We start from the raw sequence: 13,879 nt of genomic DNA on the forward strand, positions 1-13,879 counted from the left end.
GATTAACTTCTACACTGCTGGGCGCAGGATGCCGTTTACTTCCGCTACCTCTCCCCTTTCCAGCAACCCAGTCAATACAGGCTCTAGTTGTTGGCGCATTTCCTCTGACAGACGGCTGAAGCCGAGCAGGCGGACGGTGGGCAGAAACACGGCTTCGCGGGGCAGAGCGAAGCTTTGTTCGATAACAGTGCGCAGGGCGCGGGCCAGTTCTTCGGGGGCCACGAAGGTGAGCTTGCGGGAAATGGCGGGCAGCTGGCTTCGGTCGCGGAGGGGCGGTTGCTGCATGCTGAGGTCCCAGAGGAAGTCGCCGTGCTGGCGCAGGTGGCGCAGGTTGGCGGCTAGCAGCGCCGCGTCGCGGCCGGCTTTGCGCATGCGGGCGCCCACTTGGGTGGCTCCGCTAGCCTGAGCCAGGCGGCGCGTGGCTTCATCGAGGTGAATGGGGCTTTCGATGCGGACTATCTGCGTGAGCCAGTTGGCGAGTTGGCCCAGGCTATGCTGGTGCAGTTCGCGGTGGCCGACGGCGGCGGGCAGCTGCGCTACCTGGTAGGGTTCAGTCAGAGCCTGGTCGGTGGCCGACAACTCTTCGCGCTCAATACCAGCGGTTTCCGGCACTACTTCGGGTTCTTCCGGCTCGTCGGGGTCGTCTTGGGCGGCGAGGCGGCGGGCTTCTTCGATGGCTTGCACCGCGCGCTCGGTTTCGCGCTGGGGGTCCCGGAACCAGTCGGTGCTCCAGATGCGGTGCAGGCGCCACCCCACGGCTTCGAGCACCTGCTGCCGCAGCCGGTCCCGGTCGCGGGCCGAGCGGGCCGAGTGGTACATGGCCCCATCGCACTCAATGCCCAGCAGGTAGCGGCCGGGCTGATCGGGGTCCACTACCGCCAAATCAATGTAAAAGCCCTGGCTGCCAATTTGCGGCCGCACTTGGTAGCCGCGGGCCGTGAGGGTGCGGTACACAGCCTCCTCAAATGGTGAATCCAGGCTACGGCCGGTTTCCTCGTTTTGGTTCAAGCGGCCGTGCTGGGCAAAGTTGAGGAAGGTTTTGAGCGCCGCCACACCCTTGGCGCGGGTACGGTTCAGGTCCAGATCATCGGCGGTGAGGTTGGTAAAAACTTCGCAGCGCTGCTTGGCCCTGGTGATGAGCACGTTCAGGCGCCGTTCGCCCCCCTCGCCATTCAGCGGCCCGAAGCTCATAGTGAGGTAGCCCTCCTTGGTGCGGCCGTAGCCCACGCTGATCAGAATCACGTCGCGCTCATCGCCTTGCACGTTTTCGAGGTTCTTGATGAAGAAGGGCTCGTGGGGGTGACGGTTGAAAAACGACTCGGTTTCGGGGTGCTGCCGGCGCAGCCTTTCTAACGCATCCTGAATGGCCTGGCGCTGGGCCGTGCTGAAGGCTACTACCCCCAACGTGAGGCGCGGGGTGGTACGGGCATGGTGCAGCACGGCTTCGGCCACGGCCTGAGCTTCCAGCGGATTGGTGCGGGTAGCGCCCCGCTCGTAGTGGGTTTCAGGCAGATGATGGTACACCAGCCCCAGCTGCCCCTGCCCGCCGGGACTGGGGAAAATCACCAGCTTGTCTTCGTAAAACAAGTGGTTGGAGGCCGCAATCAGGCTTTGGTGCAGACTGCGGTAGTGCCAGCGCAATATCCGCTCAGGCATCTGGCGGGCCTTGCACAGCTCTAGAATACTCTGGATATCGGCCGTTACGTTTTCCTCATCGGCCTCTTCCCCGCTGCCGGTCAGGGAGTCGAAGAAGGAGGTGGGCGGCAGCTGCTTGGAGTCGCCGACTACCACCAGCTGCCGGCCCCGCGCAATGGCGCCCAGCGCATCCACAGGCCTCACCTGCGAGGCCTCATCGAACACCACTAAATCGAACTCCACTGCCCCCGGCGGCAGGTAGCTGGCCACCGACAGCGGCGACATCATGAACACCGGCTTGATGGCCTGTACCGCCCGCCCGGCCTGCTGCATGAGCTTGCGCAGGGGCAGGTGGCGGGTCTTTTTAGCGAATTCATTGCGCAAGAGCAGCATCTGGCCGCCGGCCTGCGGGTGCGGCAGGCCCTCGTGGTGCTGGCGCAAGGCCCGGATGCGGTTGTGGTAAAGAGAGTCCTGGTCGGCTTGGCGGAAGCGAGCGGCTATTTCCTCGTGACTGGCCCGCTCGAACTGCCGTAGGGCCGGGTGCTGCTCGTAGGCCTGTCGCTGCAGAAATTCCAGCCAGGTCTGACGCACTGCCGCTGCCAGCAGGCGCGAAGCGTGGGGCCAGCCTTCGGCTAGCAGCAGGAGTTCCGGCAGCTGCTCCTGTTGCGCAATGGCCGCTACGTTGTTCCACTCCGTGGCCAGACGCAGGGCCGGCAAGTCGGCGGCCCAGGCGGCCAAGGTGCCTTGTTGCACATCGAAGGGCTGAAACTGCAGCCGTCCGGCCGGTCCGAAGCGACGCGCTTCGTTGAACTGTAGGGCATCGACTACGGCTTGCACGGCAGCGCGGTGCTGGGCCAGGGCGGTTTCCAGGTTGTTTAAGCGCGTTGCTAGGTCGTGCTGCTGGTGCGCCTCACCCCCCGCCCCCCCCTCCGAAAAGGGAGAGGGTGAGCCGGACGATTGGTCATTTTGCCAATTGGCTACGGCTGCCTGGGTAAGGTAGGCCAGCAGGGTGGCCGGCAACTCCCCGCGCGCAATCCGTTGGTGGGTTAGGGTCAGATACTCCTGGATTTTCAGCAGCGTGGGCCAGTCAGACCGCTCTCCTTGCCAGCTGGCGCCGAATAACTGCTGGCCTAGGCCACTTCCTTCGGCTACCTTTTTGGCGTGACGGGCCGCCTCGTGAATGGCATCCACTACCGCAATTAGCCCGGCAGACTCTTTAGGCAAAGGTCCGCGCCAGAAGCTTTGCAGGCGCTTCCGGGCCCGGCGGTAGTCGCCGTTGAGGAGGTTCCACCACTTGTCACCAGCGGCAAGCAGGGTTGCCCGCTCCGCGAGGAACTGCTGGTCCCAAGCTTCGGGCAGAAGGGTGGCCTCGTGCTGCTGGCGCAGGGTGGTGTAGGCCAGTCCGGCCTTGAGTATTTCCTGGATGCGCCCTGCCTGCTGGTGCCAGGCCGCGTCGGCTACGGCGGCTCCTGACAGTGGCGGCGCTAGTTGGGCGTGGCGGGCGGCGGGCAGGAGCTGCTCGGCGGCCGTGCGCTCCGTGGGCATGGGCAGCCCCAGCAACTGGCCTAGCACACGGCCCGCTTCCTGTAAGTCCGTTACGGCGGCTTGGGCTTCGGCTAACCGGGTAGACAGGGCTGCTTGGTCAGCAGGCAGTAATACGGTCAACTCGCTGCCCCAAAATAGAAGGTCTTTGGGTGCCCCGATTTTCTGCAGCGTGGCCTGCAGGCGGGTGGCCTGGGCTTCGGCCTGGGCGGCATCGGCATCGGTCCAGGCAGCCAGGCCGGCAAAGGCAATGCGCGGTAGTTCAGTAGCACTACGCTTTTCGGCCAGGCGCAGCAGCTCGCCGGCCACTTGCTGGGCCGTGCGGCGGCTGCGGCCGATGGGGGCATTCACAGCCAGAGCATAGTCGTTGAGGGCCTGACGATAGCGCGGCAGCTGGGCCATCTGGTCCTCCACATTGGCTGCGGCGGCCGGTCGGCCGAGATTGAGAGTGGCTTTCAGCTCATCATGGAGGGCTTTTTTATTGGCCTTGTGGCTGTGCAGCTCCAGACAGGCCGCGCCCAAGCCTAACGCATCGAGGCGGCGCTTTACTACTTCCAAAGCGGCCATCTTCTCGGCCACGAACAGCACCTTCTTGCCCGCCCCAATAGCTTCAGCCAGCAGGTTAGCAATGGTCTGCGACTTACCGGTGCCGGGCGGGCCCTGCACCACTAGGTTGCGGCCCTCCTGCACGGCCAGTAGGGCCAGCAGCTGGGAGCTGTCGGCATCCAGTACTTGGTGCAGTTCGTGGGCGGTGCTTTCGGTATCGAGGAAAGCCGTGTCGCTCACCGTGGGCAGCGCGTCCTGGAAGCCGGTTTCCGCGCCTAGCAGCGCCTCAATGGCCGGATGATCGAGCAGTGTAGTGCCGCTGGGCCAGGTGGCGGGGTCCAGGTCGCGGTAGAGCAGGAATTTCCCGAAGGAAAAGAAGCCCAGCGCAATCTGGTCGGGCGCAACCTGCCAGCGGGGCAGGCCTTGCACGGCTTCACCCACGGACGCGAGGTAGGCGGCTACCCCGGTTTCTTCGTCCCACTCCGGCAGGCTCAGCCCGAAACTGGCCTTCAGCTTGGCTTGCAAGGACAGGTTGGCCTCTACCTCAGCGCCGGTGTAGCGCAGTTTGAACCGCTCGGCGGCGGTGCCGCGCTCCAGCAGCACGGGTACCAGCACCAGGGGCGCCTGCCGGAGCTCTTCGCTACTAGCGGCTTCATACCAAGTGAGCATGCCCAGAGCCAGATACAGGATGTTCACGCCCTGCTCTTCCAGGCTGGTGCGGGCGGCGTAGTAAGTGTTCAGCAGCCGACTTTCCAGCTTTGCCAGTGGCTCGGCCGTCTGCAGCTTGTTGTCGGTGAGCAGGACCTGCTTCTGCTCGGCGGTAAGCTCTGGCTGCGGAGTCATTTCCTCAGCAGTTGCCGTTTCCTCCGGGGTTTGCTCAGGCTGAGGGGGTAGGGAAGCCAATGGCTCCGATAGGGTTTCGGCTCCTGCGGGGGGTAGGGCGCTTATGGACTCGGGGATGCTTCCGGGTTTCTGCCTGGTCGGCTCGGGAGCAGCCTGGAAGTACATCGTTTTGCCCTGGCTTACTAACACCTCGTACACCGCGGCGGCTTCTTCCTGCACCACGGCCACGCCCTGGGCTTTGGAAGGCCGAAAGTTGAGCAGCGGATTTCGCAGACCCAGGTCAAGCAGTTCCTGGCGGGAAGCTTCGAGGCGGGCTGCGAAGGAAGGTATGCTTTGCGGTGTAGTGGTAGTAGAATCCAGGAAATCTGAGCCCATAAAAACTAGTGAGCGGATGTTGTAGCTAGCGGGTACTCAAGTTACGGCCGCGGACCTTGCGGACCAATTACGCCCTACCCCGTCCATTACGCCAAACGCCCCGGCTGCTTCCTCAGCAACCGGGGCGTTTGTGTAAAAGAGTATTCAGCAGGTTATGCCCGACGCTGGCCGTTCGGCAGAACTTTCAGGCCCAATTTGCTGTGTTTGAATCCGTAGTTGAAGTACAGAGCCAGCCCGATAATCAGCCAGCCGAAGAACAGGAGCCAGTTGTTGATGCCCAGCTGGGTCATGAGGTAAAGATTGGTGAGCAGGCCCAGCACCGGCAGCAGCGAGAGACGCTTGCGGAACGAAAGCCACGCCAGTCCCAGGCAGAACACGAAAAACACTAGCATTGGGATGTAGTGGCGGGCTTGCTCATAGCCACTACCCAGGGCTTGCTGAAACTCCTGAATACCCGCCTGGTTATACACGAATAGCAACACCGCTCCTATTACCAGCACCAGCGGCACGAGGAACTGACCGTTGATGTAGGGCACCTTAAAACGGGCATCTGACTGGCCGTGGGGGTCGATGATGAGGATGCCGCCGCAGACCAGCGCAAAGGCGAACAGGGTCCCGATAGAAGTCAGGTCGATTACCAGGTCCATGTTCAGCAACATGGCCGGCACGCCTACAAAAAAGCCCGTAACAATGGTGCTAAACGAAGGCGTGTGAAACTTGGGGTGCACCCGCGAAAATACGGGGGGTAGCAGTCCGTCCCGGCTCATGGTCATCCAGATGCGGGGCTGCCCGATCTGAAACACCAGTAGCACCGAGGCCATGGCCAGCACCGCCGACACGGCTACCACGCCGCCCAGCCACTTCACGCCTACTTTGTTGAACACGTAAGCCAGCGGGTCGCCCACGGCCAGCTCTTTGTAGTTCACCATACCCGTGAGTACCAGCGTGATAATCACGTAGAGAATGGTGCAGATAATCAGGGCGTAGATCATAGCCCGGGGCAGGTCGCGCTGGGGATTTTTGCACTCCTCGGCCGTAGTCGAAATAGCATCGAAACCGATGTAGGCAAAGAATACCGCCGACACGCCTTTGAGCACGCCGCCAATACCATTCGGGGCGAAGGGGCTCCAGTTTTCGGGCTGCACGTAGAAGGCACCCACCAGAATTACCACCGCCACTACCACCAACTTCAACGCTACCAACAGGTTACTAGCGTTCTTCGATTCCTTGATGCCCACGTACACCAGGGCCGTGATGGCCAGGGTAATCAGGCCGGCGGGCAAATCCAGCACAAGGCGCAAGCCGCCCGGCAGCTCCGGGGCAGCACTCCAGGCGCGGTAGCCTTCCAGCTGGGACGTAGAGGCTTCCGTCAGGGGCTTGCCGGCCTGCATCAGCGCCAGCACCTCATTATAGTTCTTGTGCGCGCTCTGCATGCCCGTGGTCAGCCAGATGGGCACGTTGACCCCTACCCCCTGCAAAAGCCCGGTAAAGTAGTCCGACCAGGATATGGCTACCACGATGTTGCCCACCGCGTATTCCATAATCAGCGCCCAGCCGATAATCCAGGCGGCCAGCTCCCCAAAGGAGGCGTAAGCGTAGGTGTAGGCCGAGCCCGAAACCGGAATAGTAGCCGCAAATTGCGCGTAGCACAGCGCCGAGAAGGCGCAGGCTATGGCCGTAAACACAAACAGCAGCGACACGGCCGGGCCGCCATCGTGGGAGGCGTTGCCGATGGTGCTAAAGATGCCGGCCCCAATCACGGCCGCAATGCCCAGCGAAGTCAGGTCGCGGACGGTGAGGTGGCGGGCCAGTCCGCCCGTATCGCCGGGGCCATGGCCCTCGGCATCGGCAGGCGGATTATGAAGAATATCGGTCAGGCTTTTGCGGCGAAAAAGGCCGCTCAGGCGCGAGGGAGGAAGGGGCGTAGGCAAAGTAGTAGGTAGAGGTTAAGAGGGGCAAAAGATACAGAATAATGCGCGGGGCTGCACGCCGTAGCACGGAGCTACCCTTGCCGGCTTGCTACCCAATCAGGCTACTTCGGCTTCTTTTATGAAAGAAATTTCAACTACCCGGTGTGGAATAGGGCACCATGCGGCATCTGTAGAGCAAACCATCATTCTAACGTTATGCCGCGCCCTACTCTCTCCGTGCCTCAGCCCTGCCACGAAAGCTGGGCCGCCATGACGCCCGCCGCCCAGGGCCGCCACTGCGCCGCCTGTGATAAGGTGGTCGTGGATTTCACCCGCATGACCGATGCAGAAATTCTGGCCTACCTGGGTCAATCGGCGGGCAAAAGCTGCGGGCGGTTCCGGCAGGAGCAGCTGAACCGGCCGCTGCTTGACCTATCGGTACCAGCAGCACCCTGGCGCTTATGGCTGGCTGCCATAGCGGCTCTTGGGTTAGCGCCGGGCGCACATGCCCAAGCCCCACGACCAGTGCCTATTCAGCAGCAGATTACGTTGGGCATGGTGGCTACCCCCTCCCAGCCGGCGCAACCCTCCTTACCTCTTACCATCATCCGGGGCCTCGTCACTGATGAAACGGGTACAGGCTTGCCAGGGGTAACTATCTTACTGAAAGGCACCCAGATTGGCGCAGCATCCAACTCAGATGGCTCTTTTGAGCTACGGATGCCTGCGGTACGACCAGTGACACTGATTATCAGCAGTGTTGGCTATGAAACCCAGGAGCTAACCTTGCGGCCCGACGCCAATCAAACTGAGCTTACCGTTACCATGGCTATGACCGGAGTTGTACTGGGCCGAATGGAAGGCGTGGTGCTACCCTGGTACACCCCACGCAGCCTGTGGTGGCGCCTCACGCGGCCCTTCCGACGGTAGTAATACGCGGCCGTAGCAAACCTTTCAGCCCCGAAAAGCCTTATTCCGGGGTATGAAGAATTTGCTGCTTGCTACCCTCGCCCTTCTGCTCTCTACCACTGGCTGCGTCCTGAAACCCACCAATAAGCACGACGTTTTTCAGGAGCGGGCCCAGCTGCCCCAGGAAGAAGCTCCGCATAAGCAAAACTCCCTGGAATGGTGGTATTTCACGGGCCACCTGCGCGACGTGAAAACCGGTGAGCAGTTCGGGGTGGAATATGTGTTTTTCCACTTCAACCTGACTGGTAAAAAGGACTGGCAGATGGTCAATTTCGCCCTTACCGATCCGCAGCAGAAGCAGTTCCGCTACGACTACAAGGTGGAGCGCCTACCCCAGCTGCTGGCCCCAACCCTGCCCATCAATCTGGCTGCCCAAAAGCAGGCCCAGCGCTGGACCCTGACCGGCCAGGAAGGCAGCTACCACCTACAGGCCCGCATGGCGGCGCATAAAGGCCACGCCATCGACCTGAAGACCACGCCCGCCAAGCCCGTGCTGCTTCACGGCGGCACCGGCTACGAGCAGTACGGCCCCACGGCCAAGGCTGGCTACTACAGCTACCCGCGCATGACGGCCACCGGCACCATTGAAATCAATGGCAAGGAGCGGCAGGTGGAGGGCGAGCTGTGGTACGACCGGCAGTGGAACTGCAACAGCGTGATGGCTAAAGACCTGGGCTGGGACTGGTTCAGCATTCAGCTCGATGAGCCCCGCGAGGAAATTATGGCCTACCAGCTCTACAATAAGGTCACGGGCGAGGGCATCGGCGGGGGCTCGCACTACGGCGCCCAGGCCCAAAACACCCACCTCGACCAAAAAGACTTCCAGCTCGAAACCCTGGACTACTGGACCAGCCCGCACTCCAAGCTGCGCTACCCCAACAAGTGGCGCTTACGTATCCCCAGCCAGGGCTACGACCTGACCATCACGCCCGTAATGCAGGATCAGGAGTTGACCCTTAAGCTCTTTGCCGGCATCCGGATGCACTATTGGGAAGGCATGTGCCGGGTAGAAGGCACCCACCACGGCAAGCCCGTGAAGGGCAACAGCTACGTGGAAATCACCAACCGCTCGGAGGTGAAGAAAGTACGCGAAGTGGCAGACGAAGTGACGGCCAAGGAGTAACCTCACCCCTCTCCTTGGGGAGAGGGGTGCCAAATATTATTAATGAGCAATGGCCTGTTGGAAGTTGTCTTCAGAACGCACCCCTCTCCCCAAGGAGGGGGGATGGGGGTGAGGTCACCCGTTCAGCAGAATCCGAAACGTAGTACCCCGCCCTACCTCGCTCCACTTCACGAAGAGGCGGCCGCGGTGGTAGTTCTCGATGATGCGCTTGGCCAGGGCCAGACCCAGCCCCCAGCCGCGCTTTTTGGTGGTATAGCCGGGTAGGAACACGCTTTCCAGCTTGGTTTTCGGGATGCCCTTGCCGGTGTCGGTAATATCAATGGCAATCTGGCCTTTGTTGCGCACCGGGCGACGCAGGTGAATGGTGATGCTGCCCTTGCCATCCATGGCGTCCACGGCATTCTTGCAGATGTTCTCAATCACCCAGTCGAAGAGCGGAATGTTTAGCTGGGCCGGCGTGTCCAGGGGCAGGTCTGTTTTTACCTCGAAGCTGACTTTCCGCGACACCCGGCTTTGCAGGTAGCTAATGGCGTTGAGCGTGACGCGGTAGATGTTTTCGTCGTTGAGCACTGGCACTGAGCCGATGTTGCTGAAGCGCTCCGTAATAATTTCCAGCCGCCGGATGTCTTTACCCAACTCTTCTACAATCGGCTCGCCCCTGAACCGCTCCGATTCTCGCAGGTAAGCCTGCCAGCCTACCAGGCTGCTAAGCGGCGTGCCCAGTTGGTGGGCTGTTTCCTTGGCCAGGCCTACCCACACCCGGTTCTGCTCGGCCCGCCGCGAGTAGCTGAAGGCGAAGTAGGCAATGACGCCCAGGCACCCAATGATGGCCAGCTGCACCAGGGGGTAGTACCGCAGCTGCGTCAGTAACGACGACTCTTTATAGTAAATGAAGTTGCGCACCCCACCCCCTATTTCAATAACGATGGGCGTGTGCTGTTCCTTCATCTTCAGCATTTCCTGCTGCAGAAATGTTACCCGGGCCTCCTCGCTCAGGCCCTTGGGTACGGGCAGGTTCTGGGCGTCGAGGGGGTAGCCGCTGTCATCGGCCCAGATAACCGGGATAGTCGTGTTGGCCTCAATAATCTCATCGTAGAGAAACGACACGTTCGATTCTTCCTCCGTATTGATGAGGTAGCGTTGGGTTTTGGCGTAGAGGTCAATCTGCTTCTGCTCCCGCTCCGAGAGCCGCTGCACCAGCAGATTGGTGTAAATAACCGTAGCGGCCCCAATCAGCAGGGCCACGCCCACAATAAGGAGCTTGATACGGGACTTCTGATCGTAAATGGGTATGGGCAGCACAATCGAAAAACAAGCGGTGGGCAAGGTGCGGCATACGGCCCGCACCCCGGCGAAGATAAGAGCCTGCCTACGGGGGTAGCACAACCGCCGGAGTCACAACCCGGTAAGGAAATGATTTTTGTCAGGTTAAACGAGAGGAAGCCCGCTTTAAGCTGTCTAAACGGGTCTTTCGGCGCGAATCTGTATCCGCTCGAACCTGCGGGCCGTAGCAACTGTTTTTACCCTAGCAATTTGTACTGTATTTTTGCCTTCTGATTTTCGCACTAGCACAAGCTATGCTCCATCCATTCAAGGCCGTTAGTCTGTCATTCAAGAAAGCTCCCCTCGAAATTCGGGAGCTGATTGCGCTGGACGAAGCTGCCTGCCGCCGATTCCTGCACACCTTGCACCATGAGCTGGGCCTTTCTGACCTGCTCGTGCTGAGTACCTGCAACCGCACGGAAGTGTACTATTCCGCTGAGCGCGACCAGAGCCCGGCCATCATTGAGGCCCTGGGTCAGCTCAAGGGCCTGCCCGAGGTAGCTGAGTACTTCCCCTACTTCGATGTGCTGGATCAGCACGCCGACGCCGTACGTCACCTCTTTGAGGTAGCCATGGGCCTTGATGCCCAGGTAGTTGGCGACATGCAGATCAGCAACCAGGTAAAGCAGGCCTACCAGTGGTCGGCGGATGCCGACGCGGCCGGGCCCTTCCTGCACCGCCTGCTGCACACTATCTTCTTCACCAACAAGCGCGTGCAGCAGGAAACCTCCTTCCGCGATGGCGCCGCTTCTACCTCCTACGCCGCTCTGGAGCTGGTGGAAGAGCTGACCGCCGACGTAGCCAACCCGCGCGTGCTAGTGGTCGGCCTGGGTGAGATTGGGGCCGATGTGTGCCGCCACTTCGGTGACAGCAAGCTGTTTCAGGACGTGACTATCTGCAACCGCACCCGCTCCAAGGCCGATGCCCTGGCCGAAGAGTGCGGTCTGAAGGTTATCAACTTCGAGGACCTGGTACCCGGCCTCAAGGATGCCGACGTCATCATCAGCAGCATCTCCCGCGACGAGCCCTTCTTCACCCGCGACATGGTGGAGCACCTCGATGTGCTGAGCTACAAGTTCTTCATCGACCTCTCCGTGCCCCGCAGCATTGCCACCGATGTAGAGCAGGTGCCCGGCGTGCTGGTGTACAACATCGACGCCATCCATAGCAAGGCTTCGGCCGCGCTGGAGCGCCGCCTAGCCGCCGTGCCGCAGGTGCAGGCCATCATCGAGGAAAGCATGGCTGGCCTGCAGGACTGGACCAAGGAAATGATGGTGTCGCCGACCATCCAGAAGCTCAAGAACGCCCTGGAGCAAATCCGCCTCGAGGAGATGGACCGCTTCCAGAAGAAAATGAGCCCCGAGGAAGCCAAGCGCATGGACGACATCACTCGCTCCCTGATGCAGAAGATTCTCAAGCAACCCGTGCTCCAGCTGAAAGCCGCCTGCAAGCGCGGCGAAGCCGACCAGCTCATCGACGTGCTAACCGACCTGTTTGACCTAGAGCGCCAGCCCGACGTGGCTTAGCCCAGGCTCCCTACCCCCTGATACAACAGAAAGCCCCGCTGGTGAATCCAGCGGGGCTTTCTGCTTTACGTACCGTTAGCAGCTCCGGTGCCCGGCGCTTACATGGTGTCGCAGCAATCCTCCAGGGAATCGATGACGTCCAGCAGCTTGGGGATGGAGAGGGAGTAGTAAATTTTAGTACCCACCTTAAACGAGGACAAAATGCCCCGGTCTTTGAGGGTGATGAGGTGTTGAGAGGCAATGGCCTGGGGCAGATCAAGGGAGCGGTAGATTTCCGTAACGGTCATCTTCTCTTCTTTCCCCAGCAAATCAACAATGGCCAGGCGCTTGGGGTGAGCCAGCACCTTGAGCATGGCAGCCGCCTTATCTACTTTTTTGGACTCTACTCTTGAAAGCAATGGTTTCATATGTCGTTGCAACGGTGGTACCGGGAGAAAGCATGCAGGAATATGGCTAATACGATATTCTGAGTCTGCATAGTTCCTTTTAACGCGACATGACCCGAAAAAATTTACGAATCCGGGAATATTGTACGCTTCCTACTCTCGGCGCACCGAGTAAGCCCAAAGCGGAGCTAACCATAATACAATCTGTTTCTCAGGCAGTTACTCCCCAGCGTGCTTTTATCGTCATTCAGGCCTATTTCCTACCCCCTTGCACCGCCCAAGCGCGACGAGCAGACGGGCTGCGTACCTTTGCGCCTGAACATCCACCCACTTCTTATCTGCCTACCCTCTGATGAAAGACCTGCTGGCCACCTTTGAAAACAAGCGTCCCGAAATCGTTTTTGAATGGAAAGACCCCGAAACCGAAGCCGAGGGCTGGGTGGTAATTAATTCCCTGCGCGGCGGGGCGGCCGGCGGGGGCACCCGCATGCGCAAGGGCCTGGATAAGCGGGAGGTGGAAAGCCTGGCCAAAACCATGGAAGTGAAGTTCACCGTATCGGGGCCGGCCATTGGCGGGGCTAAGTCCGGCATCAACTTCGACCCCCAGGACCCGCGCAAGCGGGGCGTACTGGAGCGCTGGTACCGGGCCGTTATTCCGCTGCTGAAAAACTACTACGGCACCGGCGGTGACCTGAACGTGGACGAAATTCACGACGTAATTCCGATTACCGAAGACTACGGCCTCTGGCACCCCCAGGAGGGTATCGTGAACGGCCATTACCGCGCCACCGAGCCCCAAAAGATTCAGAAGCTGGGCCAGCTGCGCCAGGGCGTGGTAAAAGTGCTGGAAGACGCCAGCTTCTCGCCCGACCTCAGCCGTAAGTACACCGTGGCCGACCTCATTACGGGCTACGGGGTAGCCGAAGCCGTGCGCCATTACTATGAGCTGTGGGGCGGCCGCTCGGTGGCGGGCAAGCGCGCCATCATTCAGGGCTGGGGCAACGTGGGCGCGGCCGCAGCCTACTACCTGGCCAGCCAGGGCGCCCGCATCACCGGCATTATTGACCGGGCTGGGGGGCTGATCAAAGAAGAAGGCTTCTCGCTGGAGGAAATCCGGACGCTGTTTCTGGAGCGCGACGGCAACGCTCTGGCCGCCGATAATCTGTTGTCGTTTGAGGAAATAAACCAGCGCATCTGGAGCAGCGGGGCCGAAATCTTTATTCCGGCGGCGGCTTCGCGGTTGGTATCACGGGGGCAGGTAGAGCAGCTGGTGGCTGGCGGCCTGGAGGTTATTTCCTGCGGCGCCAATGTGCCCTTCCAGGACCCGGAAATCTTCTTCGGCCCCACCGGCGAGTTTGCCGATGCCCACACCAGCGTCATCCCCGATTTCATTGCCAACTGTGGTATGGCTCGGGTGTTTGCCTACCTCATGGAATCCAACGCCGAAATCACCGACCAGGCCATCTTCCAGGATACGTCCCGCGTAATCCGGGCGGCGCTGGAGCGCACCCGCCACCAGGGCGAGGCTACCACCGGTATTGCTCAGAAGTCATTTGAGATGGCGCTGCGGCAGTTGGTGTAATTGGGACTTAGGGTCTTAGGGACTTGGGATCTTGGGTGACGTTCTGCTTTCCACAGACTCTATCAGAATGTCACCCAAGATCCCAAATCCCTAAGACCCTAAGACCCCAAGTCCCTTAC

The 13,879-nt window shown here is 60.7% G+C and carries 8 protein-coding genes; 4 read left to right on the forward strand and 4 right to left on the reverse strand.

The window, feature by feature from the left end:
* Positions 1–9: 9 nt before the first annotated feature.
* Both FGZ14_RS14735 and FGZ14_RS14740 read right to left on the reverse strand, forming a co-directional pair.
* A complete protein-coding gene (locus FGZ14_RS14735; RefSeq protein ID WP_139924991.1) occupies positions 10–4,941 on the reverse strand; it encodes a DUF3320 domain-containing protein in 4,932 nt (1,643 codons plus the stop codon).
* Positions 4,942–5,093: 152 nt separating this feature from the next.
* Entirely contained in the window at positions 5,094–6,872 is a 1,779-nt protein-coding gene (locus FGZ14_RS14740; RefSeq protein WP_257883240.1) for an amino acid permease, read from the reverse strand.
* Between the two features lie 195 nt (positions 6,873–7,067).
* Between FGZ14_RS14740 and FGZ14_RS14745 the strand changes: the two genes are divergently transcribed.
* Both FGZ14_RS14745 and FGZ14_RS14750 read left to right on the forward strand, forming a co-directional pair.
* Positions 7,068–7,781, forward strand: coding sequence for a carboxypeptidase-like regulatory domain-containing protein (locus FGZ14_RS14745; protein ID WP_139924992.1), 714 nt, complete (start codon positions 7,068–7,070; stop codon positions 7,779–7,781).
* 52 nt (positions 7,782–7,833) lie between these two features.
* Complete coding sequence (locus tag FGZ14_RS14750; RefSeq protein WP_139924993.1) at positions 7,834–8,943, forward strand: lipocalin-like domain-containing protein; 1,110 nt, start codon at positions 7,834–7,836, stop codon at positions 8,941–8,943.
* 114 nt (positions 8,944–9,057) lie between these two features.
* Here FGZ14_RS14750 and FGZ14_RS14755 read toward each other — a convergent pair whose 3' ends face one another.
* A complete protein-coding gene (locus tag FGZ14_RS14755) occupies positions 9,058–10,245 on the reverse strand; it encodes an ATP-binding protein (protein ID WP_257883241.1) in 1,188 nt (395 codons plus the stop codon).
* 275 nt (positions 10,246–10,520) lie between these two features.
* Here FGZ14_RS14755 and hemA point away from each other — a divergent pair, with 275 nt between their 5' ends.
* Entirely contained in the window at positions 10,521–11,792 is a 1,272-nt protein-coding gene (gene hemA, locus FGZ14_RS14760) for a glutamyl-tRNA reductase (RefSeq protein ID WP_139924995.1), read from the forward strand.
* Positions 11,793–11,890: 98 nt separating this feature from the next.
* Here hemA and FGZ14_RS14765 read toward each other — a convergent pair whose 3' ends face one another.
* Entirely contained in the window at positions 11,891–12,199 is a 309-nt protein-coding gene (locus FGZ14_RS14765; RefSeq protein ID WP_044003755.1) for a helix-turn-helix transcriptional regulator, read from the reverse strand.
* Positions 12,200–12,530: 331 nt separating this feature from the next.
* On the opposite strand from FGZ14_RS14765, the gene FGZ14_RS14770 reads away from it, so the two are divergent.
* The gene (locus FGZ14_RS14770; RefSeq protein WP_139924996.1) at positions 12,531–13,760 is read left to right on the forward strand and encodes a Glu/Leu/Phe/Val dehydrogenase dimerization domain-containing protein; all 1,230 of its coding nucleotides are present in this window, start codon (positions 12,531–12,533) and stop codon (positions 13,758–13,760) included.
* The last annotated feature ends 119 nt before the right edge of the window (positions 13,761–13,879 follow it).

The organism is Hymenobacter sp. DG01 (assembly GCF_006352025.1).
In the GTDB taxonomy this organism is placed as follows: Bacteria; Bacteroidota; Bacteroidia; order Cytophagales; family Hymenobacteraceae; genus Hymenobacter.